The organism is Sphingomonas sp. GW821-FHT12D09, assembly GCF_058807215.1.
This window is the reverse complement of the sequence record NZ_JBXAQL010000001.1, coordinates 2,064,642-2,086,616: the sequence shown is the minus strand read 5'-3', so window position 1 is coordinate 2,086,616 and position 21,975 is coordinate 2,064,642. Positions and strand designations below refer to the sequence as shown.

Below are 21,975 nucleotides of genomic sequence, written 5' to 3'. Positions count from 1 at the left end.
AGCTGCTTCCCGCTACAACGGTATCTCGCTCGCGGGAATTGCGTCGGAATGCTGGCCCTGTCGAGCTAGCTCTCAAGGTGGCATTTCGTCGCGGGCTACCGGATGCGGGTTTCCGGCATCAAGCGCCGTTTGGCCCCTATCATGCCGATTTCTGCTCGCATGCGGCGAAGCTGATCGTCGAGGTGGATGACGCCACGCATGCCGAGCGCCGTGATCGCGATGCGGTGCGGACGCGTTTCCTGAATGCTGAAGGCTATCAGGTGCTGCGTTTCTGGAACAACGATGTGATGACGAATATCGAAGGCGTCGTTGCCGAGATCGCCCGGAATCTGCCCTTCGACCTGCGGGGGGGGGTCGCGTGATGCGTCCCCCTTACCCTTCCGCCGCTACGCGGCTCCCTCCCTCTCCCACAAGGGGAGAGGGAGAGTGGTATGCTTCAGGCTTCTTCCTCGAAGATCTGCACCGCCACGTCGGCATTGGCCGACAGGCGCACCTTGTCGCCCTCGACTTCGGCGACCAGGCCGAGCGAGATGAAGTGGTGATGCCCGGCATGGCTGCCGGTGCCTTCCTCGACTTCGGCGCCCGAGTCCTTCTTGGTCAGCTTGATGCGGTCGCCCTCGACATGGTCGACGGTGCCGACATGCACGCCGTCGGCGCCGATCACTTCCATATGTTCCTTGATTGCAGTCGCGTCGGTCATCGGGGGTCTCCTTTGGGAAATGGTTCGCACGCACAACGCGCGCGGCGCCGAAACGATGCAGCGGCGCGCGCACTCTGTCACTCACCCGAAAGAGGGATCGCATGAAGCAGCTTCGCGCTCTCGCCCGCACTCTGGCGCTCGGCGCCTTCCTGGCCCTCGCCGCCTGCGCCCAGCAGCTGCCGAGCACCGTCCAGCCCGCCGCGCCCGGCTTCCTGCTCGGGCTGTGGCACGGCTTCATCTTCCCGGTCGCCTGGTTCCTGTCGCTGATCGTGCCGGACGTCGCGGTCTATGCCGTGCCCAATAATGGCGGCTGGTATGATTTCGGCTATTTCCTCGGCATCTGCGTGTTCGGCGTCGGCGCCAATCGCGGTTCCAAGGTCACCAAGGTGGTCTATCGCGACCGAGTCGTTCGCCGCGACGGCCGCGAGCGCGTGATCGACCACGAATGACGCGCAGCCTTGCCTTGATGGCCGGCATTGCCGGAGCGGCGGGCGCCGCGGGCCTCGCCACCTTGGTGAAGCCCGCGGCTACGCGTGCCCTGCTGCGCCTGCCCGAGGCTGAGGCGACCATTTATGCCCTGCGCATCGCCGGCATGATGCTGCTTGCGCTCGGCCTCTTCCTGGGCGGCTTCGCGGCCGTGTTCGTGGCTGCGGGAGGGGCGGCATGAGCGGCGCGTCGTTCCTCGGCATCGTCACGCTGATCGTCCTGGGCGACCTCGCCATCGCGCTCTGGTTCCTGCGCAGGGCGGATGCGGCCGAGCAGGGCATCGGTGCCCCGTCGCTGCCCGGCGGCGCCGATCCCGCCGCCGTACGCCGTTTCGCCCGCACCATGTTCATCGCCGCCCCGGCGATGTGGCTCTTCGTCGCTGCCTTGACCTTCGGCCTGTTCGGCCCGGTCGACGGCATCACCCCCATCACTTTCTAAAGTTCGTCACGGAGTAACCCCAATGCCGCTTCTCGAAGCCCGCAAGACCTACAAGCCCTTCGAATATCCCTGGGCGTTCGAGTTCTGGAAGCGCCAGCAGCAGATCCACTGGCTGCCGGAGGAAGTGCCGCTTGGCGAGGATTGCCGCGACTGGGCCCAGAAGCTCACCGATCACGAGCGCAACCTGCTCACCCAGATCTTCCGCTTCTTCACCCAGGCCGATGTCGAGGTGCAGGATTGCTACCACGAGAAATACGGCCGGGTGTTCAAGCCCACAGAGATCAAGATGATGCTGACCGCCTTCTCCAACATGGAGACGGTGCACATCGCCGCCTATTCGCACCTGCTCGACACGATCGGCATGCCCGAGACCGAATATGCTGCCTTCCTCCAGTACAAGGAGATGAAGGACAAGCACGACTACCTGGCCACCTTCGGCGTCGACACCGATGAGGACATCGCCAAGACGCTCGCCATGTTCGGCGGCTTCACCGAGGGGCTGCAGCTCTTCGCCAGCTTCGCGATGCTGATGAACTTCCCGCGCTTCAACAAGATGAAGGGCATGGGCCAGATCGTCAGCTGGTCGGTGCGCGACGAGAGCCTGCACTGCGAGGGCATCATCAAGATGTTCCACGCCTTCTGCCAGGAGCGCAACTGCCTCACCCCGTCGGTCCGCGATGACATCCTCGACATGTGCCAGAAGACGGTGCGCATCGAGGACGCGTTCATCGACCTGGTGTTCGAGATGGGCCCGGTCAACGGGATGACGCCCAAGGAGATCAAGAAGTACGTCCGCTACATCGCGGACTGGCGCCTGGGCCAGCTCGGCTTCAAGCCGATCTACATGATCGAGGAGCACCCGCTCCCCTGGCTCGCCCCACTGCTCAACGGCGTCGAGCACGCCAACTTCTTCGAGACCCGCGCGACGGAATATTCCAAGGCCGCGACCCGCGGCGCCTGGAACGAAGTGTGGGATTCGTTCGACAAGCGCCAGAAGGCGAAGGTCCCGGTGGCCAACGAGGACGGCGCAAGCGAGGGCGGGCCGGACATGTTCTCGAAGGCGGGGATTGCGGCGGAGTAGTTGCGCAACCGTCCCGATTCTGGTTAGTGGGAACCTTTAAGGAACGAAAGCGGAGTCGGGGCGGTGGCGAGGAATTCAACTCCGAAGTCTGGCAGCTCCAAGATACGCTTCATAATGCTTGAAGCGGATCTGAGCGAAGGTGACCTTTCGCAAGTCACTCAGGCGATCCAGAATGCTTTGAAGCCCGCGCAGCAGGTTACGCGCCTCATTCAAGCCCCATCTTCGCGTACTTTAGCGGATGATGGTGTAGATCTAGATATTGATGAAATGGAGGATGGTTTCGAGGAGCCTGAAGAGCTTCAAAAGCCGAAACCTGCTCGCCCTTCTAAACCCAGAGTTGCCAAAACGCCCACGGTTCTGGACGATATAGACCTTAGTTCTCCTCCCAGTCTTTCGGATTTCGTTGCAGGGTTTGACCTGAAAACGGATGTAGATAGATATCTCGTTATCGCTCTCTGGTTCCGTGATACAAGAAATACCCCGTCGATAACGGTCGATCATGTATATACTTGTTTTCGTAGTTTGAGTTGGAGCACGTCTTCGACTGATTTTTCTAAGCCCCTTCGAAACCTAAGGGATGAACAGTCCATGAAGGGTGGAGCAAAGGACGGCTTCTCCCTGACTTTGATAGGCGCGGGGAAGATCGAGAAAAAGAAGCGGGGGTGATGTGACCGAAGAGGAGTTCTACGAAAGCCAAAGTCGGTTTTCGGGTTTGTCAACTATAGACCAGCTCGCTAGAATCTCTTGGTACTATCACCGATACGTTGGTCGCGAGCGCGTGGATACACATGCGATAAATCGCTTCTATAAGGATCTACATCTATCTCCTCCGCAAACCAGCGTCTATTTGCCGCGCATGGCCGAGCGTAAGCCGCCAATATTACTACGCGATAGGCGAGGGTTCTACTTAGAGGGCAAAGTACGAAAGAGCCTAGATGACCTTATTGGGAATTCTCCTGGTACCGTTATCGTAACTAAGCTCTTAGCCGAATTAGTTGATAAGGTTGGAAATCAAGAAGAGAAGGTTTTTCTTGATGAGACGATAAGATGTTATAGGGCATCTGCGTTTCGTGCTGCTATCGTTATGGCTTGGAATCTGGCATACGATCACCTGAGGCAGTGGGTATTTTCTGAACCTAATCGTATTGCTGCCATAAATGCGGCTTCTCAAACGCGATTTGCGAAATCGAATTTTTCGTTTCAGGTCGCTGATGATTTTGACGAAATAAAAGAATCTCAAGCAATAGATATTTTATCTACAGCGAAGCTCATTAATAAAAATATTGAAACAATGCTTAGAGAAAAACTCAGGCGTAGAAATGCTGCTGCTCACCCTTCTTCAATAAGGATAACGCAAGCTCAGGCAGATGACGTTATTGTTGATCTAATCAACAACGTTATACTTAACTTTAAATAGTCGATACTCGATGTTGCTTCATGGCAATACCCCGCCCCCATCCATGCTGCAATGCAACCAAGCGGACCCCTCGTGCATTGACCCCACAGCCCCGCCGCCAGCGCCCAGCGTATCCGGGCCATGGCGGGGCGGGTCCTGAGTTAGTCACGAGGTAATTTCCCTACATGCGTATCCTTCTTGCAGCTGCGGCGATCGCCGTGGCGCCTTTCGCCGTCTCCGCCGCCCATGCGCAGGACGCCGACACGTCCAGCACCACCACCACCGTCACCGAAACCGCGCCCGACGGCAGCAAGGCGTTCGGCTTCGAGCCCTATGTCGGCATCCTGGGCGGCTATGAGCGCTTCGACGAGCAGCCCAATGCCGGCATCCCGCCCTCGGGCAATGGCCGCGCCTTCGATGGCGGGCTGGTCTCGGCCGTCGCCGGCTTCAACGTACCGCTCGGCCCCGTCTTCGTCGGCGCCGAAGGCAATGTCGTGAAGGGCTTCAAGGGCGATATCGACTGGGAGTACGGCGCCGCCGGGCGCTTCGGCCTCCGCGCCGGCGAGAGCGGCATGATCTATGGCAAGGTCGGCTATCAGTGGGTCAATTTCGACGCGCTCGGCAATAACAGCCGCGACTATCACGCAATGACCTATGGTGCCGGCGTCGAGGTCGGCCCGAAGGACATCGGCCTAGGCGGCATCACCGGCAACAGCGGCGTGCGCCTGCGCATGGAGATCAACACCTTCAACAGCGCCAAGAGCATCCGCCCGATGGCCGGCGTGATCGCGCACTTCTAAGGTTACTCAGGGGCGGCGGCGCGGTCCTCGGGATCGCGCCGCCGTTTTTGCGTCTCGTCACCCTGAACTCGTTTCAGGGTCCAACTTTCCACCGGCGATATCGTCCGAGGCACGTTGGATGCTGAAACAAGTTCAGCATGACGAATCCAGGATTGTCCGCCGTTTCGGTGCCAATAAAGCGGTCACGCCAACTTGTGGATCCCTCGACCTGAGATAGCCTGAGACCTTCCAGCAATCGGGAGGAAACCATGAAGAAGAAGATTGCAGTCGCCCTGTTCTTCGCGCTGTCTGCCGTCGCACCTTCGGTTGCGATGGCGTTCGACGATCCGCTGCCGCCGGGCTGCTTCTACATCTTCGACAAGCTGATCTGCGTCGACATGCCGCTGGGCTGACACGGGTGCGGGCGGCGCGCAGGCGTCGCCCGTGCGCTGTCGGTAAGATCACGCTTTCCTGCACGAACCGATATGATTTCCTGCTTCGGCTCCTCATGAACTGAAGGAGTCGAAGCCATGGACCATCAGTCCGAGTTCCCGCTCCAGCATCTGCGCGCCGAATGGTGCCGGCCCGGACCTCGTCTCCACCTCGGCGACGCGCGGCGCCTGGGGGCGTTTCCACAAATGGGCGGACGACAATGACGAGATCGCCGATCCGCTGACCGCACGCGACTACACCGCACAGCCGCGGCCGATCTACCCGATCCGCTCGACGAGGAGGGTGCCTCGCGCACGCGCGTAGGTGTCGTGACTTTTGTGACTTTCCGCGCGGATCTGGTCCGCGGGCGGCGTGAAGAAGTAAGGAGTTTTTTCACGCGGAGGCGCGGAGAGATTGGATGCGTGGCGCTGGTTGTCTGCCGCGTCAGCGGCAATGCCAGTCCAAAGGGTGGAAGCGAGCTCCGCGCGGCGAAGCCCAAATCTCCGCGCCTCCGCGTGAAACCAGCTTCTTCAGCGTCGCATTGCGCCGCGAACCTCAGGCCCGCTTGCGCGCGCCACCCTCGCCATGATCGCACAGCGCTTCGCCCTCGCAGATCAGCCTGTCATAGCCGCTGCCCGGGCAGATCGCGTGCGCGGTCAGGATCGCCGGGGTCAGCGCCTCAAGCCCCGATCCGCGCCGGTCGAGTAGCCGGCGTACCGGGCGGCGCGAGCCGGCCCAGGCCCGATGGCCGGCCTTTGGCGCCGCGGGCGGCGTCACGAGCAGGCCAACCGGCCGGTAATCGGCAAGCGCCAGCTTGGGGAACACGCCCTTGGCGATCTTGCGCGCCCAGCCCGGCGTGTTGGGGCTCAGCGGCAAATGCGGCACCACGTCGCCCGGCATTTCGTAGCGCAGGCACGCGATGCGGGTCTCGTCATAGCTGGCGGCGAAGTCGGCATTGCCCGCGCGGGCCGCGGCGATCGTCGCCACGCTCACCGGCACGTCGCTCCATTCGCCGACTCGCGCCGCGCGCATCGCGGCCAGGTTGGCGAGCGCGCCGCCCTTGGAGTGGCCGGTCACGAAGAGGTGGCGCCGCGCCTTGCGGTCGAGCAGGCTCTGGTCGAGCATCGCCTGGATCGCGGTGCGCACGCCGGGGCCCGAGCCCGCGTCGCTCCACAGCCGGCGCATCGATTCGGCAAAGCCGAAATGCACGCCGCCGCCATAATGCGAATCCTCGATGCACAGCGAGAAGGCGTCGTTCAGCCAGTCGAGCACGACGTCCCAGCCGTCATGATTGCCGCCGAAAAAGGGAGGGAGCGAGCCCCGGAACGCCACGACCACGCCTTCGGCAGTGCGGCCGACCAGCGCCTGGTCGATCTGTCGCTGGCCGAGCGCGGTCTCGCGGCGCACGACGAACGGCGCTTCGATCCAGCCGACACCCCGGCCCTGGATCAACATGGCGGGCTGATAGGCCTGGCTCGATGCGTAGAGCAGGCGGCGTTTCATGCAATCGTGCATCGGCAATACTCCCCGAACATGCGCCTTTTGCAGGCAAGCGCAGTGCACAGGCAATTATGGTTAACACCGCTCCGTAGAATCGCGAAGCGGCGCTTTAGGGGAGCTGAACCGGATTGGGACGCCGCGCGATTGACGGCGGTCAAGGCAGGGGCGGCAGCGGCAGGGCAGCGCGCCAGCATGAGCGAAGCCACGCCTTACGAGCAGATCGGCGGCGCGGCCCCGGTACGGGCGCTGGCCGAGCGCTTCTATGCGCTGCTCGACAGCGAACCCGAATTCGCTCGGCTACGGGCAGTGCACGGTTCCGATCTGGCGCCGATCGCCGAGTCGCTGGCGGGCTTCCTCACCGCCTGGCTGGGCGGGCCGCGCGACTGGTTCGCCGCGCGTCCGGGCACCTGCATCATGCGGATGCACCGGATACGCGGCTTCACGCCCGATCTGGCCGGCCAATGGTCAGGCGCGATGCGGATGGCGCTCGCCGCCGATCCTGCGCTCGATCCGGATATCGGGCGACAGATCGACGCGGCGCTCACCCGCATGGCCTATGCCATGGCGGCGGCGGAGCAGGGGGCGAGCTAGTGGGCCTGGGGCTTGCGGTACGTGTCGTGGCACGCCTTGCAGGTCCCGCCGACCACCGCGAACTGCGCCGCGAAGCCGGGTTTGTCGCCGGCCTTGGCGAGGTCGGCGAGCTTGGCGGTGGCGGCGGCATAGTCGGCGGCCCTGGCCTCGAAGCCGGCGCGGTCGCTCCAGATCGTGGGGAGCGCATCGGAATTGGCCGCGGTGCTGCCGGCGGGGAACATGCCCGGGATCGCGGTGGCCCAGCGGGAGAGGGCGCGGGCGGCGAAGCCCAGGGTCTTGGGATCGTCGCCCCGGTCGATGCCGGCCTTGATCTGGCCGGACAGCGCGCCCGACAGCAGGAACGCCGCCTTGCGCCCGGCGATGATGTCGGCGGAATCTGGGGCGGCCGGGTCGGCGGGAGCGATAGCGACGGCATGGCTGTCCCGCGCAGTGGCGGCGGCAGTGGTGAACAGCGCCGCAGCGGCGCCGAGTGCGAGGATATGGGTGCGCATGGCCTTCTCCCTTGGTCGGAGGCGAGCAGGCTAGGCGCGGCGGCGGGCGGCGGCAATGGCCGGCGAATCGTGTCCATTTCGGATATGGTCGCCGCCAAAACGGAGGAAGGATCGCCTATCCTGCGCGGCGTGGCAGAAGGCGAAGCTCCTCGGGTCGAACATGCATGCGAACGGTGCGGCGGCATCGCCGTCACGCGCGACGCCTGGGCCGAATGGGACGTCAGCGCCCAGGCCTGGGTGCTCAGCGAAACGTTCGATTTCGCCTTCTGCCACCAATGCCACCGCGAGACGCGGCTGGTGGCGCGGGATCTGGGCTAGGGGAGGGGCGCTCTCGTCTCCCTTCGCGGGGAGGGTCGGCGTGGCAGACAATGCACCGCTCGATCCCTCCCTTGGATGCTATTTCTCGCAGCCCTTGCCGGTCTGCGCGCAGAACGCCTTGCGCACATCGGCCTTGAAGTCGAACTGCGCCCCGGCGAGCGCCGCGCCCATCACCTCGGGCGTCGCCGCCCGCCAGCGCCGCGCGGCCGGGCTCTGGTTGAAGGCGACCAGCGCCTTGAGATCGTCGAGCGACAGCCGCTCGGCATAGGCGCGGCCGATCGCGGCCGTCAGTCGCTCGGTCCCGGCCTTGGCTACCCTGTCGGCGGTGGTACGCAACGCGGCCTTGTCGGCGTCGCTCCAGTCGGGATGCTCGCCGGCCAGTTCCTCGCGCTCCTTGCCGAGGATCGCCGGGAGCAGCGCGGCGATCGACCCGGTCTCGGCCAGCGTGCGGCCGAGCGCCAGCGCCTCCGGCGTGGGATCGGGCGCGGCGAACAGGGCAAGCGCGAGGATCAGGCTCATGCCGTCGCTCCCAGCTGCCACAGCACGAACGCCATCTCGTCCGCGGCTTCCTTCAGGCTCTCCCACCGGCCCGACTTGCCGCCATGGCCGGCGCCCATGTTGGTCTTGAGCACCAGGACATTGCCGTCGGTCTTGGTCGCCCTGAGCTTCGCCGCCCACTTGGCGGGCTCCCAATAGGTCACTCGCGGATCGTTGAGGCCGCCCGAGATGAACAAGGGCGGATAGGCCTGGGCAGTGACATTGTCGTAGGGCGAATAGGAACGGATCAGTTCGAACGCGGCGGGATCCTCCACCGGATTGCCCCATTCGGGCCATTCGCCGGGAGTGAGCGGAAGGCTCTCGTCGAGCATCGTGTTGAGCACATCGACGAACGGCACATCGGCGACCACCGCGGCCCACAGCTCGGGATCGGAGTTCACCACCGCCCCCATAAGCTCGCCGCCCGCCGAGCGCCCGGCAATGGCGATGCCGCCCGCATGGGTGAAGCCCTTGTCGATCAGGCCCTTCGCCACATCGACAAAGTCGTTGAACGTGTTGGTGCGCTTCTCGAGCTTGCCGTCGAGATACCATTGCTGGCCCAGATCGTCGCCGCCGCGGATATGGGCGATGGCAAAGGCCACGCCGCGGTCGAGGAACGAGATGCGGCTGGTCGAGAAGCCGGGCGGGATCGCATAGCCATAGGCGCCATAGGCATAGAGATAGAGCTTGCCGCTACCGTCCCTGGGGAAGTCCTTCGGATAGACCACCGACACCGGCACCTCGGTCCCGTCGCGGCCGGCGATCTTCAGCCGCTCAGTGCGATACTTGGAGCCGTCATAGCCCGACGGGATCTCCTGTACCTTCAGCGTCTCGAGTTCGCCGGTCGCGACGGTATAGTCATAGACCGTTCCCGGCGTGACCATCGACTCATAGCCGATGCGCAGCTTGTCCATGGCGTATTCGGGATTGTCGCCCAGGCCGGCGACATAGCTCGCCTCGGGGAAGGCGAGCCGTGTCGGTGCGACAGCGGGATCATAGCGATGCAGCTCGATCGCATCGAGCCCGTCCTCGCGACCCTCGACGATGAAATAGTCGGCGAAGCAAGTCACGCCGGTCATGTAGAAATGCGCCGACGGCCCAATCCGCTCGACCCATTCGCCGGGGTTGTCGACCCTGGCGGTGACCAGCCGGAATTGCGGGTCGATATCGTTGGTGTGGATGAACAGCGTGCCGTCATGCTCGTCGACGTCATATTCGCGGCCCTCTTTCCGCGGCGACACGCAGACCATCGGCCTGGACGGGTCGGCGGGGTCGAGCAGATAGACTTCGCTCGTCACATGATCGCCGGTCGACAGCAGCAGGTAGTTGCGCGACTGGGTCTCGCCCACGCCGACGCGGTAGCCTTCGTCGGCTTCCTTGAAGAGCTCGACGTCCTTCTCGATCGGCTCGCCGAGCTTGTGCCAGCGGGCATTGTCGGTCCGCCAATTCTCGTTGGCCAAGCCGTAGAGGAAGCCCTTCGAGTCCGAAGTCCACACGATCTCGGAGAGCATGCCCGGGATCACGTCGGCCAGCAGCTCGCCGCTCTCCAGGTCCTTCACTCGGACCTCGAACCGCTCCGACCCATTGTCGTCCACGGCATAGGCGAGCAGCCGCCCGTCGGGGCTGATCGAGAAGGCGCCGAGCCGGAAATATTCCTTGCCCGCCGCCAGTGCGGGTTCATCGAGGATCAGCACGTCCTCACTGCCATCGTCCTTGGCGCCAACCGGCTTGCGCCACCAGCGCGGATATTCGCCGCCGGTTTCGTAGTCGGTCCAGTAGAACCAGTCGCCGTCCTTTTGCGGCACCGAGGATTCGTCTTCCTTGATCCGCCCGCGCATCTCCTTGAACAGCGCCTCGGAGAGCGGCTTCAAGGGCTCCATCACCTGGGCGAAATAGCCATTCTCTTCCTCGAGATAGGCGAGCACGTCCTTGTCGGTGACGGTGGGATAGGCGGGGTCCTTGAGCCAGGCCCAGGGGTCCTCGATCGTGACACCGTGGGCGGTGAAGCTATGGGGGCGGGTGGCGGCGACGGGCGGCTTGGGAAGATCGGTCATCGGCCTTCCCTAGCGCGCCACTCAGCCCACCGCCACTGCCCGCCGCCGCGCCAGCTTCGGCACAAGCACCATCGCCAGCCCCGCCAGCGCCATCGCAGCGCCGGCAAGCGACACCGCCGGATAGCCGAGCCCCTCGCGGATCACTTCGCCGCCCAGCGCCGCGCCGATCGCATTGCCCAGGTTGAACGCGCCGATGTTCATCGCCGAGGCGAGGTTGGGCGCCTCGTGCGCGGCGTCCATCACCCGCATCTGCAGCGGCGGCACCAGCGCGAAGCTCGCAGCGCCCCAGAGCGGCAGCAGGATCATCGCCAGCGGCAGCGAGAACATGCCGAAGGCGAATGCCACCAGCAGCACCGCCAGCGCCGCCATCATCGTGATCAGCGCGGCCTCCACCGACTTGTCGGCATAGCGCCCGCCCAGCCAGTTGCCCGCGGTCAGGCCGACGCCGAACAGCACCAGCGCTGCGGTCACCCAGAAGGTCGAGGCGTGCGAGGCCTCGCGCAGGATCGGCGCGATATAGGTGAACACGGTGAACATCGCGCTGAACCCGACCATGGTCAGCGCGAGCGCGAACAGCACGGGTCCGCGGCCGAGCACGCGCAACTCGGCCATCATGTCGGTGTCCTTCTGGCCGGGAAGTGCCGGCACGAACAGCCGTAGCGCGACCATCGTCACCACGCCGATCGCGGCGATCCCGGCGAACACCGTGCGCCAGCCAAACGCCTCACCCGCCCAGGTGGCGAGCGGCACGCCGCCGATCGTCGCGATCGTCAGGCCCATGAACATGGTGGCGATCGCCCCGGCGCGGCGCTCGGGTGCGACCAGCCCGGCAGCTACCACCGATCCCACGCCGAAGAACGCGCCATGGTTGAACGACGTGACGATCCGCGCCGCCATCAGCATCGCATAGCTGTCCGATACCGCCGCCAGCAGATTGCCGATGGTGAAGATGCCGGCGAGCGCGATGAGCAGGGTGCGGCGCGGCACCCGGCCGGTGGTCAGTGTCATCAGCGGCGCGCCGATCAGCACGCCGATCGCATAGGCGCTGACCAGCAGGCCCGCGGTGGGGATCGACACGCCAAGGTCGCCGGCGATCACGGGCAGCAACCCCATCGGCGTGAATTCGGTGACGCCGATGCCGAAAGCACCGATGGCGAGCGCGAGAAGGGCGGGGCGGGGACTCATGCATTGGCTCCGGATTTGTGCAGCAGTGTAAATGGACTGCCGAACCGCCTTCCGGTAGATACCCAATAGGGGAAGCATCTGTGCACTGGAATCACGAATGAGTCGTACCCTTGCGGATCGTTCGGGCGAGATGGAGGTCTTCGTGACGGCGGTGCGCGAGGGCAGCCTGTCCGCCGCCGCGCGCCGGCTCGATCTCACCCCCTCGGCCGTGAGCCGCGCGCTCGCCCGGATCGAAGCGCGCCTCGGCGTCCGCCTGATCACTCGCACCACCCGCCGGCTGGTGCTGACGCCCGAGGGCGATGCCTATCTCCACGCCGCGCAGCGCATCCTGGCCGACATCGCCGAAGTCGAAGGCGCGCTCGCCGACCAGGCCGCGCCGCGCGGCCGGCTGCGGGTCAGCGCATCGCTCGCCCATGGCCGGATCGCGATCGTGCCCCTGCTCGGCGAGTTCGTCGCGCGCTATCCCGGCATCCTGGTCGATATCAGCCTGAGCGACATGCTCGAGGACGTCGCCGGCGGCCGCGCCGATGTCGCGATCCGTTTCGGCCCGTTGGCGGACAGCTTGCTCACCGCGCGCAAGATCGGCGAGACCGGGCGCAATATCGTCGCCGCGCCCGGCTATCTCGCCCGGCACGGCACGCCGCAACTGCCCGAGGACCTGCACGCTCACAATTGCCTCAACTTCAACTTCCGCCGCGCCGAGCCGGTCTGGCCCTTCCGCCGGGACGGCCGCGACTATGCCCTGCCGGTGGGCGGCAATGTCGAAGCGAACAATGGCGAGACCTTGGTCCAGCTCGCACTCGACGGCGTGGGTATTGCCCGGGTCGGCAGCTTCAACGCCGCCGATCATATCGCCGCCGGGCGCCTGTTGGCACTGCTCGAGCCGTTCAACCCCGGCGACCGCGAGGATATCCATGCGCTCTATGTCGGCGGTGCCACCCGCCCGGCGCGGGTGCGCGTGTTCGTCGATTTCCTGGTGGAGAAACTGGTGCGCCCCTGACTCATTCCGTCATCCCGGCGAAAGCCGGGATACAGGGTCACAAGCGGAACGGCTGAGAAACCCTGGGCCCCGGCTTTCGCCGGGTGACGATGAAGGTTCAGGGGTGACGGCCTGTCGATCATCCACCTTCACCGATCCGGCCGGTCGTACAGCTCCCATACCTGCTCGCCCCGCACCACATCGGCATAGGGCTTGCCGCTTGCGTCCCGGCTCGGTTCGTAGCGGAAGCGCTTGAGGATCAGCCGGCAGGTCGTCTCGTCCAGGTCGGCGTTGCCGCTCGACCGCGTCACCCGGCAGTCGCTCACCCGCCCGTCCACGCCGACGGTGAAGCGCATCTCCACCGTCCCTTGCGCGCCCGCCTCCGCCGCCGCCTTGGGATAGTCGCGATCGGTTATGTCGCCGCGCAGCAGCCGCAGGATCGTGCCTCCGCCGCCTCCCGCGCCATTGCCGCGCCCGCCGCTACCGGTACCGTCGCCGGTTCCGCCGGAGCCCGTTCCCGGCCCCGCTATCGGTGCATTGCCCGAGCTGTTGTCGCTCCCCTGCGCCGGCTTGGGCGCAGCGGGCATTGGAGGCGGGGTGGGCGCCGGCAACGGCGCCACGACCTCGGTGGCGCGCGAAACCTTGTTGGGCGGCGAGGCCTTGCCCTCCTCCTTGGGTGCCTGGGGCTTCGGCTTGGGCGCGATTTCGGGCTCGGGCGGCGGTGGTGGGGGCAAGGTGAAGCGCAGCAGCTGCAGCGCCGGCACCTGCGCGCCGCCCATCCGAACCGTCAGCCCGCTCAGCAGCAGCCAGCCGAGCAGCGCGACCATCGCCAGCGCACCGAGCGCGCCGCCCAGCCGCTCGCGCGGAGTAGAGATGCCGGCGCGTCGATCCATGCCCTTTCAATGCCTGGTCCGGCCCGAACGATCCCGGGAACGAGCCGATGAACGCGTCGTTGTTTTCAGTTCATGCAACCCCGGGCGCCCGTGCAGGTTGTCCCATCATGTCCTGATCAACGCAGGAGGAGTGTCATGCGTAAGATGATTGCCACGCTCAGCGCCTTTGCGCTGGCCATGCCCGTCGCGGCTATTCCGATGGCCCCCGCTTCGGCCCAGTCCCATTACAAGGGCAAGTCGAGCAAGTCGCGCGCCTATTACAAGAAATGCCGCCGTTCGCCCGGCCATGCCGGCCTGATCGGTGGTGCGGCGGTCGGTGTGCTCGCCGGTCCCGCGATCATCGGCCACGGCCTGCTCGGTGCAGCGGTCGGCGGTGTCGGCGGCGCCTTTGGCGGCCGTGCGATCGACCGCACGATCAGCGCCAAGCATCGCTGCTATTACGTCCGCCGCTAAGCCCCGCTAGCTAGGTGGAACGACCGCGGGCGGTCACCGGCCACGCGCCGGTGATCGTCGCGCCGTCGACCAGATGATAGCGATCGTACAAGTTGACCGTCGGGTCGCAGTGCGGCGGAACGAGCGTAACGCGTTCCGCCAGGCCTGGCAGTTCCTCGCCGATCAGCGCACCCTGCTCGTCGCCCATGAAGGCGAAGCGCGCGGTGCCTGACGCGACCATGGGCACCCCGGCATCGGTGGCGAACGACTTCAATCCCGCATCGATCGTCACCATGCCGGGCGTGTTCGCGCTGACCACGGTGGAATCCACCCAGAGCGCCTGCTCGAATACCGGCCCGGCCAGTTCGCAATCGCGATATTCGCGGTCGAGGAAGATATAGCTGCCGACCTGCAGCTCGGTCAGCACGCCCAGCTCGGCATCGATCGCGAAGGTGCCGGTACCCGCCCCGGTCACCACGGGAATGGCGAACCCCGCATCCGCCAGCGCGGCCAGCACGGTGCGCAGATAGTCGGTCTTCTCGACGATCGCCGCATGCCGGTCGGCATAAGCCGTGATGTGCTGCTCGGATCCGCAATAATATTGCACCCCGCCCAGCGTCAGCCCGGCACCGACGATCGCCTGTGCCAGCGCCACCGCCGCCTCGGGCGAGGTGACCCCGGTGCGGTGCTTGCCCGGATCGACGTCGACGAACACCGTCGCGCCGCATCCCGCCAGCGCTCGCACCACATCCGGATGGTCGGCGACCAGCGAGAGCCGGATCTTGCCCGCCAGCGCGGTCAGCCGCCGGATCGCCCCCGCCGTCACCACCGGCGAGGTCAGGTGGATGTCGCCCACCCCGTCTGCCGCAAGCGCCTCGGCCTCGCCCAGCTTGGCGCAGCAGATGCCCGCCGCACCCGCCGCGATCTGCCGCCGGGCGATCTCGCCGCTCTTGTGCGTCTTGGCATGCGGCCGCAGCGCCAGGCCCCGCGACCGGGCGAATTCGGCCATCGCCGCGATATTGCGGTCCATCGCCGCCACATCGAGCAGCAGGGCGGGGGTGGCCAGGTCGGTGCGGGGCAGGGGCGGTTGCAGCATGCGACCGGCCATAGCGCTTCCAATGTAGGATTTCATAGGCCAACACCACGGCATGCGGAGTCGCCAACTTCACACGCCATTTTTATTCCCCACATGGGGAATGAACGTGAAGTTTGGCGCGAAATGTAAAGTTTGAAGGATAGTTCCGATGTCCAGCTATGCCGACCGCCTCCAGGCCCTTCGCGAGCAGCTGAAGCGCGACCGTCTCGACGGGTTCGTCGTGCCGCTCACCGATGAGCACATGTCCGAATATGTCGGCGCCTATGCGCAGCGCCTTGCCTGGCTGACCGGCTTCCAGGGTTCGGCCGGCACCGCGGTCGTGCTGCCCCAGGAAGCGGCGATCTTCACCGATGGGCGCTACACGATCCAGGTCCGCCAGCAGGTCTCGGGCGACGATTGGGAATATGTCGGCGTCCCCGCGACCAGCGTCGCGGGCTGGCTGGGCGATCACGCCCCGGATGGTGGCCGCATCGGCTATGATCCCTGGCTGCACACCCGCGCCTGGGTCGAGGAAGCGCGCAAGGCGCTCGCCGAGAAGGGCGCCGAGCTGGTCGCGGTCAATACCAACCCGATCGACGCGGTGTGGCCCGACAAGCCCGCCCCCAGCGACGCCACGCTCGCCGTCCAGAGCGACGACCTTGCCGGCAAGTCCTCGCCCGCCAAGCGCGCCGAGATCGCCGACTGGCTGGCCGAGCGCAAGGCAGATGCCGTCGTCCTCTCCGCACTCGATTCGATCGCCTGGGCGTTCAACATCCGCGGCACCGATGTCAGCCACACGCCGGTCGCGCTCGCTTATGCCGTGGTCAATGCCGACGGCACCGCAGATTTCTTCGTCGCCGACGAAAAGGTGACCGACGAAGTCCGCAAGCACCTCGGCAACGCGATCCGTATCCACGATCGCAGCGAATTCGCCCCTGCGCTCCGGGGCTTTGCCGGCAAGCGCGTTGCCGCCGATCCGGGCAGCGCGGTCTCGGCGATCTTCGATGCGCTCGATGCCGGCGGCGCCAAGGTGCTCTCGCTGCGCGATCCGGTGATCCTCGCCAAGGCCGTGAAGAACCCCGCCGAGATCGCCGGGCAGAAGGCCGCGCAGGCCCGCGACGGCGCCGCGCTCAGCCGCTTCCTGAAGTGGTTCGAGGAAACCGCGCCCCAGGGCGGCCTCACCGAAATGTCCGCCGCCGACAAGCTGCGCGAATTCCGCGACCAGACCGGCGTGCTCAAGGACCTGAGCTTCGACACCATTTCGGCGACCGGCCCCAACGGCGCGATCCCGCACTACAAGGTCACCGACGAATCGAGCCTGAAGATCGAGCTCGGCCAGCTCTACCTCGTCGATTCGGGCGGGCAGTACGCCGACGGAACCACCGACGTGACGCGCGTCATGCCGGTGGGCGAGGCGAGCGAGGAAATGAAGGACCGCTTCACCCGCGTCCTGAAAGGTCACATCGCCATCGCCACCGCGATCTTCCCCGACGGGACCACCGGCGCCCAGCTCGACAGCTTCGCGCGTCGCCCCTTGTGGGAAGTCGGCCTCGATTACGGCCATGGCACCGGCCACGGCGTCGGCTCGTACCTCTCGGTGCACGAGGGCCCGCAGCGCATCGCCCAACCCTATTATCCCGGCGGCCAGAGCCTCGAGCCGCTGCGCGAGGGCATGTTCCTGTCGAACGAGCCCGGTTACTATAAGGCGCAGGAATTCGGCATCCGGATCGAGAATTTGGTGCTGGTCACCAAGCAGTTGGTTTCGGGTGCGGAACAACAAATGCTCGGCTTCGAGACGCTCACCTTCGCACCGATCGAGCGAACGCTAATTTTACCATCTTTGCTAACCGTGCAGGAACTCGCCTGGATTAATTCCTATCATGCTGAAGTTATGCGGATTTTGGGACCGCAGCTGGGCGGGGACGAGTTGAAATGGTTAGAAGCGAAATGCGCACCTATCGGGTGATGTGGTTCCTGGCCGGCGCGGTCACGATGGCGATGTACCTCCAGGGGCCGCATGAGATCGCGCGCAACGCCTATGACGCGGCTCAGGGCGTCTCGCTCTGGTTCGGGTCGCTCTGAGAATCGCCGGGATTGCCGGGCGCGGCCTGTTCGCGCGCCTGGGCTTTCCGTTTTCTCAGATTGGCCCGCAGCGCCTCGGCCAGCCGGGCTTTCTTTTCCGTATCGCTCATCTTCCTGCGATAAACCGTCCCCACGCGGGTTGACAATCGGTCCTGCCCAAGCACATAGGCGCGCTCCCGCTTGGGACCCGGCACCGCCGGTTGGTCGAGCGAGTGCTGCCGTAGCTCAGTGGTAGAGCGCATCCTTGGTAAGGCTGAGGTCGTGAGTTCAATCCTCACCGGCAGCACCATTCGCCCTTCAGAACGCGAATAAATCCCCCATACGGGGCTCCCGCTCCAGAAACTCCGTCACCGCGGCGTAGACGGCGTCGAGGTCACCATCCTCGATGCAATAGGGCGGCATCACATAGATCGTGTTGCCCAGCGGGCGGAGCAGCACGCCGCGCTCCAGCGCGAACGCCTTCAGCCGCGGACCCACCGAATTGAGATAGGCCGATTCGCTCGACCCGATCTCGGCCGCGACGATCGTGCCCAGCCGGCGCGGGTTGCGGATCAGGGGATGGGCGGCGAGCCGGTCGAGCCGGTCCTGCTGGCGGTCGCCAAGATCGCCGATGCGGTCGAGCACCGGCTCCTCGCGCCATATCGCCAGGTTCGCATTGGCGGCGGCGCAGGCGATCGGGTTGGCGGTGTAGCTCGACGAATGGAAGAACATCCGCGCACGGTCGTCGGACAGGTGCGCCTCGTAGATCGGCGCGGTCGCCATTGTCACCGCCAGCGGGATGGCGCCCCCGGTCAGTCCCTTCGAAAGACAAAGGATATCCGGCACTACGTTCGCCCGCTCGCAGGCGAGCAGCGTGCCGGTGCGCCCCCAGCCGGTCATCACTTCGTCGGCGATGAACAGGACATCATGCGCCGTGCAGATCTTGCGCATCTCGGCGAGCAGGCTGGCCGAGTAGAATTTCATGCCGCCCGCGCCCAGCACCAACGGCTCGACCAGCAGCGCGGCGGGCTTGTCGCGGCATTGCGCCTCGAGCGCATCGAGCGTCGCCTGGGTGTGGCCGGGCTCGGGGAAGGGGATGGTCGCGACGTCGAACAGCAAGGGCTGGTAGGGCCGGTTGAACACCCCGCGCGCGCCGACCGACATGCCGCCGATCGTGTCGCCATGATAGCCATGCTCGAGCACCACGATACGGTTTCTGGGTTCGCCGCGATTGTCCCAGAAGCCTAGCGCCATCTTGAGCGCCACTTCGACGCTGGTCGAGCCGCTGTCGGAGAAGAAGACGTGGCTAAGCGGCTCGGGCGTGATCCGGACGAGTTCGCGGGCGAGCGTCTCGGCGGGCTCGTGGGTCCAGCCGGCGAAGATGATCTGGTCCATGCGGCCCGCCTGCTCGGCGATCGCGGCCATGATCCGCGGGTGGCAATGGCAATGCGTCGTCACCCACCAGGACGAGATCGCATCGACATAGCGCCCGCCATCCCGCGTGTGCAGCGCCGCGCCTTCGGTGCGTACGACCTCGGGGATCGGCTCGCCCAGGCCGTGCTGGGTGAAGGGGTGCCAGACGGGCGAGGTCATGCCGCGAAGTCCCTGAGGTCGAACGCCTGGGCGAAGGCGGTGGAAAGGGTGTCGCGGTCGAGCCTGGGCAGAATCGGCAGGCGGCCCAGCCGGCGCACCCGGCCGATCGCGGCGATGGTCGCCTCGCTGTCCTCGTTCGCTTCGCCGACGAACGCCACGCCGAGGATCGGCACGTCCCGCGCGCGGAGCGCTTCGATCGAAAGCAGGCTGTGGTTGATCGTACCCAGGCTGGTGCGCGCGACCAATATTGTCGGAAAGCCCCAGCGCGCGAACAGATCGGCGTAGAGCAGCGCACGGGTCACTGGCACCAGCACGCCGCCCGCGCCCTCGATCACCAGCGGATCGACTACCAGCGGGTCGATCGGCGGCAGCATCAGCCGGTCCGGATCGATCGTCACGCCGTCGATCTCGGCTGCGAGGTGCGGCGAGCAGGGCGTGGTGAGCCGATAGGCCTCGGACAGCACCGGTACGCCCGCCAGCGCCGCGACGCGCTCCGCATCGCTGCCGCCGTCCAGCCCGCTCTGGATCGGCTTCCAGTAGCTGGCGCCGAGCGCCCCGGCGAGTCCGGCCGCGAACACGGTCTTGCCGATATCGGTATCGGTGCCGGTGACGACTATCCGCATGCGAGCGTCCCCAGCGCATCGGCCAGCGCCGCGACGTCATCCTCGCGCACGTTGAGGGTCAGCGAGATGCGCAGCCGCGATGTCCCCGCCGGCACCGTCGGCGGGCGGATGCCGCGCACGTCGAAGCCCAGTTCCTGCAACCCTGCCGCCGCCGCCATCGTCCGCGCATCGTCGCCCAGCACCAGCGGCAGGATCTGCGAGCCCGTCGCTTGGACCCCGACCGGCGCCAGCAATGCCTCCGCCCGCGCGATCAGCGCGTGCAGCCGTTCCCGCCGCCCCGGCTCGGCGATCAGCCTGAGCGCGGCGCCCACCGCCACTGCCATCAGCGGCGACGGCGCGGTCGAGAAGATGAAGGCGCGCCCGCGATTGACCAGGAAATCGCGCACCACCTGCGGCCCGCACAGCAGCGCCCCTTCGCAGCCCAGTGCCTTGCCGCAGGTGTGCAGCGTGATCAGGTTCTCGCGCCCGGCCAGTCCCGCCGCCAGCCCGCGCCCCTGCTCCCCGAACACGCCGGTGGCATGCGCCTCGTCTACCAGCAGGATCGCCTCGTGCCGGTCGGCCAGCGCCGCGAGCGCCTCCAGGGGCGCCCGGTCGCCGTCCATCGAATAGAGGCTCTCCACTGCGATCCATACGCACCCGGTGCCGCCTTCGCGCCGCCACCCCGCGATCACGTCCTCGAACGCATCGACATCGTTATGCGCGGCCGCCCGCGTCTCCGCCCGGCCCAGCCGCATGCCTTCATGGGCGCTGGCGTGGATCAGCGCGTCGTAGACGATCAGGTCGCCGCGCTGGGGCAGCGTGGCGAGCAGCGCCGCATTGGCCGCATAGCCGGTGGAGAAATAGAGCGCGCTCTCCGCCCCGAAGAAGCGCGCGGCATCCGCCTCCAGCCGCTCATGGGCCTCGTGATTGCCGCGCAGCAGCCGGGACCCGCCCGATCCGATCGGCACGCCCGCTTCGATCGCGTCGCGCGCCGCAGCCGCCAGCGCCGAGTCGCCAGCAAGCGCGAGATAGTCGTTCGAGGAGAAATCCCTCCCTGCCCGGGCGTTCAGCCGGCGGGCGCGGCTTTGTTGGGCAAGGGCTGCAAGGTCGCGGTGCTGGGCTTCGAAATAGGCCATTCCGCCGCCCATAGGCCCAACTCGGCCGCCCGGCCAAGCTTGCGCCTCGCGCCGTCTTGGCCGATGAGCCCGGGCGACCCCGAGAAAGCCAAGGACCTATCCCATGAAGACCCGCGCCGCCGTCGCCTTCGAAGCGAAACAGCCGCTCGAGATCGTCGAGCTCGACCTCGAAGGCCCCAAGGCCGGCGAAGTGCTGGTCGAGATCATGGCGACCGGCATCTGCCACACCGATGCCTACACGCTCGACGGCCTGGATTCGGAAGGCATCTTCCCCTCGGTGCTCGGCCATGAAGGTGCCGGCATCGTCCGCGAAGTCGGCCCGGGCGTCACCAGCGTGAAGCCCGGCGATCATGTCATCCCGCTCTACACCCCCGAATGCCGCCAGTGTAAGTCGTGCCTCAGCGGCAAGACGAACCTGTGCACCGCGATCCGCGCCACCCAGGGCAAGGGCCTGATGCCCGACGGCACCTCGCGGTTCAGCTACAAGGGCCAGACCATCTTCCATTACATGGGTTGCTCGACCTTCTCGAACTTCACCGTGCTGCCCGAGATCGCCGTGGCGAAGATCCGCGAGGACGCGCCGTTCCAGACCAGCTGCTATATCGGATGCGGCGTCACCACCGGCGTCGGCGCGGTGGTCAACACCGCCAAGGTCCAGGTCGGCGACAATATCGTCGTGTTCGGCCTGGGCGGCATCGGCCTCAACGTGCTGCAGGGCGCGAGGATGTCGGGCGCGAACAAGATCATCGGCGTCGACATCAACCCGGACCGCGAGGCCTGGGGCCGCCAGTTCGGCATGACCGACTTCATCGACGGCCGCGGCAAGTCGCGCGAGCAGACCGTCGCCGAGATCCTCGCGCTCACCGATGGCGGCGCGGATTACACCTTCGACTGCACCGGCAACACCGAAGTGATGCGCACCGCACTCGAGGCCTGCCACCGCGGCTGGGGCACCAGCATCATCATCGGCGTGGCCGAGGCGGGCAAGGAGGTCTCCACCCGCCCGTTCCAGCTGGTGACCGGGCGCAACTGGCGCGGCACCGCGTTCGGCGGGGCGAAGGGCCGGACCGACGTGCCCAAGATCGTCGACTGGTACATGAACGGCAAGATCGCGATCGACCCGATGATCACGCACGTCCTGACGCTGGACGAGATCAACAAGGGCTTCGACCTGATGCACGCCGGCGAGAGCATCCGCAGCGTGGTGGTCTACTGA

Annotated in this window: 28 protein-coding genes and 1 tRNA gene; 17 read left to right on the top strand and 12 right to left on the bottom strand. The window is 66.1% G+C overall.

What is annotated here, in order from left to right; all coding sequences use genetic code 11:
* Window positions 1–77 precede the first annotated feature (77 nt).
* Complete coding sequence (locus AC1RPL_RS09530) at window positions 78–362, top strand: endonuclease domain-containing protein (RefSeq protein WP_493069003.1); 285 nt, start codon at window positions 78–80, stop codon at window positions 360–362.
* A gap of 74 nt (window positions 363–436) precedes the next feature.
* Here the strand turns inward: AC1RPL_RS09530 and AC1RPL_RS09525 are convergent, their stop codons facing one another.
* Window positions 437–700: a DUF2171 domain-containing protein gene (locus AC1RPL_RS09525; RefSeq protein ID WP_493069002.1), complete on the bottom strand. Its 264-nt coding sequence runs from the start codon at window positions 698–700 to the stop codon at window positions 437–439.
* 101 nt (window positions 701–801) lie between these two features.
* On the opposite strand from AC1RPL_RS09525, the gene AC1RPL_RS09520 reads away from it, so the two are divergent.
* The 8 genes from AC1RPL_RS09520 (at window position 802) to AC1RPL_RS09485 (ending at window position 5,293) form a co-directional block, all read left to right on the top strand.
* The gene (locus tag AC1RPL_RS09520) at window positions 802–1,149 is read left to right on the top strand and encodes a hypothetical protein (protein ID WP_493069001.1); all 348 of its coding nucleotides are present in this window, start codon (window positions 802–804) and stop codon (window positions 1,147–1,149) included.
* Window positions 1,146–1,367 carry a hypothetical protein gene (locus tag AC1RPL_RS09515; RefSeq protein ID WP_493069000.1) on the top strand — a complete coding sequence of 74 codons (222 nt, stop codon included), beginning with the start codon at window positions 1,146–1,148 and terminating at the stop codon, window positions 1,365–1,367. The genes AC1RPL_RS09520 and AC1RPL_RS09515 overlap by 4 nt, the downstream gene beginning before the upstream one ends.
* Window positions 1,364–1,624: a hypothetical protein gene (locus AC1RPL_RS09510; protein WP_493068999.1), complete on the top strand. Its 261-nt coding sequence runs from the start codon at window positions 1,364–1,366 to the stop codon at window positions 1,622–1,624. The genes AC1RPL_RS09515 and AC1RPL_RS09510 overlap by 4 nt, the downstream gene beginning before the upstream one ends.
* Window positions 1,625–1,646: 22 nt before the next feature.
* Window positions 1,647–2,705: a ribonucleotide-diphosphate reductase subunit beta gene (locus AC1RPL_RS09505; RefSeq protein WP_493068998.1), complete on the top strand. Its 1,059-nt coding sequence runs from the start codon at window positions 1,647–1,649 to the stop codon at window positions 2,703–2,705.
* A 114-nt stretch (window positions 2,706–2,819) separates the two neighbouring features.
* Entirely contained in the window at window positions 2,820–3,371 is a 552-nt protein-coding gene (locus AC1RPL_RS09500; protein ID WP_493068997.1) for a hypothetical protein, read from the top strand.
* A gap of 190 nt (window positions 3,372–3,561) precedes the next feature.
* Window positions 3,562–4,122 (top strand): hypothetical protein, encoded by a 561-nt coding sequence (locus tag AC1RPL_RS09495; RefSeq protein ID WP_493068996.1) that lies wholly within the window; start codon window positions 3,562–3,564, stop codon window positions 4,120–4,122.
* Between the two features lie 164 nt (window positions 4,123–4,286).
* Complete coding sequence (locus AC1RPL_RS09490) at window positions 4,287–4,901, top strand: outer membrane protein (RefSeq protein WP_493068995.1); 615 nt, start codon at window positions 4,287–4,289, stop codon at window positions 4,899–4,901.
* Window positions 4,902–5,149: 248 nt separating this feature from the next.
* Window positions 5,150–5,293: a hypothetical protein gene (locus tag AC1RPL_RS09485; protein ID WP_493068994.1), complete on the top strand. Its 144-nt coding sequence runs from the start codon at window positions 5,150–5,152 to the stop codon at window positions 5,291–5,293.
* A 574-nt stretch (window positions 5,294–5,867) separates the two neighbouring features.
* Here the strand turns inward: AC1RPL_RS09485 and AC1RPL_RS09480 are convergent.
* On the bottom strand, window positions 5,868–6,815 hold the full coding sequence (locus AC1RPL_RS09480; RefSeq protein ID WP_493068993.1) for a lipase family protein: 948 nt from the start codon (window positions 6,813–6,815) through the stop codon (window positions 5,868–5,870).
* A gap of 189 nt (window positions 6,816–7,004) precedes the next feature.
* Here AC1RPL_RS09480 and AC1RPL_RS09475 point away from each other — a divergent pair, with 189 nt between their 5' ends.
* Window positions 7,005–7,403 carry a globin domain-containing protein gene (locus AC1RPL_RS09475; protein ID WP_493068992.1) on the top strand — a complete coding sequence of 133 codons (399 nt, stop codon included), beginning with the start codon at window positions 7,005–7,007 and terminating at the stop codon, window positions 7,401–7,403.
* Here AC1RPL_RS09475 and AC1RPL_RS09470 read toward each other — a convergent pair.
* A complete protein-coding gene (locus AC1RPL_RS09470; RefSeq protein WP_493068991.1) occupies window positions 7,400–7,894 on the bottom strand; it encodes a c-type cytochrome in 495 nt (164 codons plus the stop codon). The genes AC1RPL_RS09475 and AC1RPL_RS09470 overlap by 4 nt on opposite strands.
* Before the next feature lie 129 nt (window positions 7,895–8,023).
* Between AC1RPL_RS09470 and AC1RPL_RS09465 the strand changes: the two genes are divergently transcribed.
* Window positions 8,024–8,212, top strand: a complete 189-nt coding sequence (locus AC1RPL_RS09465) for a hypothetical protein (RefSeq protein ID WP_493068990.1) — start codon at window positions 8,024–8,026, stop codon at window positions 8,210–8,212.
* Between the two features lie 78 nt (window positions 8,213–8,290).
* Here AC1RPL_RS09465 and AC1RPL_RS09460 read toward each other — a convergent pair whose 3' ends face one another.
* Genes AC1RPL_RS09460 through AC1RPL_RS09450 form a run of 3 tightly spaced genes read right to left on the bottom strand, consistent with a single transcriptional unit; the run spans window position 8,291 to window position 11,988 of the window.
* Window positions 8,291–8,731 carry a DUF2059 domain-containing protein gene (locus AC1RPL_RS09460; protein WP_493068989.1) on the bottom strand — a complete coding sequence of 147 codons (441 nt, stop codon included), beginning with the start codon at window positions 8,729–8,731 and terminating at the stop codon, window positions 8,291–8,293.
* Window positions 8,728–10,803 carry a S9 family peptidase gene (locus AC1RPL_RS09455; RefSeq protein WP_493068988.1) on the bottom strand — a complete coding sequence of 692 codons (2,076 nt, stop codon included), beginning with the start codon at window positions 10,801–10,803 and terminating at the stop codon, window positions 8,728–8,730. The genes AC1RPL_RS09460 and AC1RPL_RS09455 overlap by 4 nt, the downstream gene beginning before the upstream one ends.
* A gap of 21 nt (window positions 10,804–10,824) precedes the next feature.
* Window positions 10,825–11,988, bottom strand: coding sequence for an MFS transporter (locus AC1RPL_RS09450; RefSeq protein ID WP_493068987.1), 1,164 nt, complete (start codon window positions 11,986–11,988; stop codon window positions 10,825–10,827).
* A gap of 97 nt (window positions 11,989–12,085) precedes the next feature.
* Between AC1RPL_RS09450 and AC1RPL_RS09445 the strand changes: the two genes are divergently transcribed.
* Window positions 12,086–12,988, top strand: coding sequence for a LysR family transcriptional regulator (locus tag AC1RPL_RS09445; RefSeq protein WP_493068986.1), 903 nt, complete (start codon window positions 12,086–12,088; stop codon window positions 12,986–12,988).
* Between the two features lie 128 nt (window positions 12,989–13,116).
* On the opposite strand, the gene AC1RPL_RS09440 is transcribed toward AC1RPL_RS09445, so the two are convergent.
* A complete protein-coding gene (locus tag AC1RPL_RS09440) occupies window positions 13,117–13,860 on the bottom strand; it encodes an energy transducer TonB (protein WP_493068985.1) in 744 nt (247 codons plus the stop codon).
* A gap of 135 nt (window positions 13,861–13,995) precedes the next feature.
* On the opposite strand from AC1RPL_RS09440, the gene AC1RPL_RS09435 reads away from it, so the two are divergent.
* A complete protein-coding gene (locus AC1RPL_RS09435; RefSeq protein WP_493068984.1) occupies window positions 13,996–14,313 on the top strand; it encodes a hypothetical protein in 318 nt (105 codons plus the stop codon).
* 10 nt (window positions 14,314–14,323) lie between these two features.
* Here AC1RPL_RS09435 and AC1RPL_RS09430 read toward each other — a convergent pair whose 3' ends face one another.
* The gene (locus AC1RPL_RS09430; RefSeq protein ID WP_493068983.1) at window positions 14,324–15,388 is read right to left on the bottom strand and encodes a DSD1 family PLP-dependent enzyme; all 1,065 of its coding nucleotides are present in this window, start codon (window positions 15,386–15,388) and stop codon (window positions 14,324–14,326) included.
* A 148-nt stretch (window positions 15,389–15,536) separates the two neighbouring features.
* Here AC1RPL_RS09430 and AC1RPL_RS09425 point away from each other — a divergent pair, with 148 nt between their 5' ends.
* On the top strand, window positions 15,537–17,333 hold the full coding sequence (locus AC1RPL_RS09425; RefSeq protein WP_493068982.1) for an aminopeptidase P family protein: 1,797 nt from the start codon (window positions 15,537–15,539) through the stop codon (window positions 17,331–17,333).
* A complete protein-coding gene (locus tag AC1RPL_RS09420) occupies window positions 17,315–17,449 on the top strand; it encodes a hypothetical protein (RefSeq protein WP_493068981.1) in 135 nt (44 codons plus the stop codon). The genes AC1RPL_RS09425 and AC1RPL_RS09420 overlap by 19 nt, the downstream gene beginning before the upstream one ends.
* Here the strand turns inward: AC1RPL_RS09420 and AC1RPL_RS09415 are convergent.
* Window positions 17,416–17,559 carry a hypothetical protein gene (locus AC1RPL_RS09415; RefSeq protein ID WP_493068980.1) on the bottom strand — a complete coding sequence of 48 codons (144 nt, stop codon included), beginning with the start codon at window positions 17,557–17,559 and terminating at the stop codon, window positions 17,416–17,418. The genes AC1RPL_RS09420 and AC1RPL_RS09415 overlap by 34 nt on opposite strands.
* Before the next feature lie 104 nt (window positions 17,560–17,663).
* Between AC1RPL_RS09415 and AC1RPL_RS09410 the strand changes: the two genes are divergently transcribed.
* Window positions 17,664–17,738, top strand: a tRNA-Thr gene (locus tag AC1RPL_RS09410).
* 8 nt (window positions 17,739–17,746) lie between these two features.
* On the opposite strand, the gene AC1RPL_RS09405 is transcribed toward AC1RPL_RS09410, so the two are convergent.
* Genes AC1RPL_RS09405 through AC1RPL_RS09395 form a run of 3 tightly spaced genes read right to left on the bottom strand, consistent with a single transcriptional unit; the run spans window position 17,747 to window position 20,759 of the window.
* The gene (locus tag AC1RPL_RS09405) at window positions 17,747–19,021 is read right to left on the bottom strand and encodes an adenosylmethionine--8-amino-7-oxononanoate transaminase (RefSeq protein ID WP_493068979.1); all 1,275 of its coding nucleotides are present in this window, start codon (window positions 19,019–19,021) and stop codon (window positions 17,747–17,749) included.
* Window positions 19,018–19,644, bottom strand: a complete 627-nt coding sequence (bioD, locus tag AC1RPL_RS09400) for a dethiobiotin synthase (RefSeq protein WP_493068978.1) — start codon at window positions 19,642–19,644, stop codon at window positions 19,018–19,020. The genes AC1RPL_RS09405 and bioD overlap by 4 nt, the downstream gene beginning before the upstream one ends.
* Window positions 19,635–20,759 carry an 8-amino-7-oxononanoate synthase gene (locus AC1RPL_RS09395; protein ID WP_493068977.1) on the bottom strand — a complete coding sequence of 375 codons (1,125 nt, stop codon included), beginning with the start codon at window positions 20,757–20,759 and terminating at the stop codon, window positions 19,635–19,637. Before AC1RPL_RS09395 ends, bioD begins: the two co-directional genes overlap by 10 nt.
* Before the next feature lie 103 nt (window positions 20,760–20,862).
* Here AC1RPL_RS09395 and AC1RPL_RS09390 point away from each other — a divergent pair, with 103 nt between their 5' ends.
* Complete coding sequence (locus AC1RPL_RS09390) at window positions 20,863–21,975, top strand: S-(hydroxymethyl)glutathione dehydrogenase/class III alcohol dehydrogenase (protein ID WP_493068976.1); 1,113 nt, start codon at window positions 20,863–20,865, stop codon at window positions 21,973–21,975.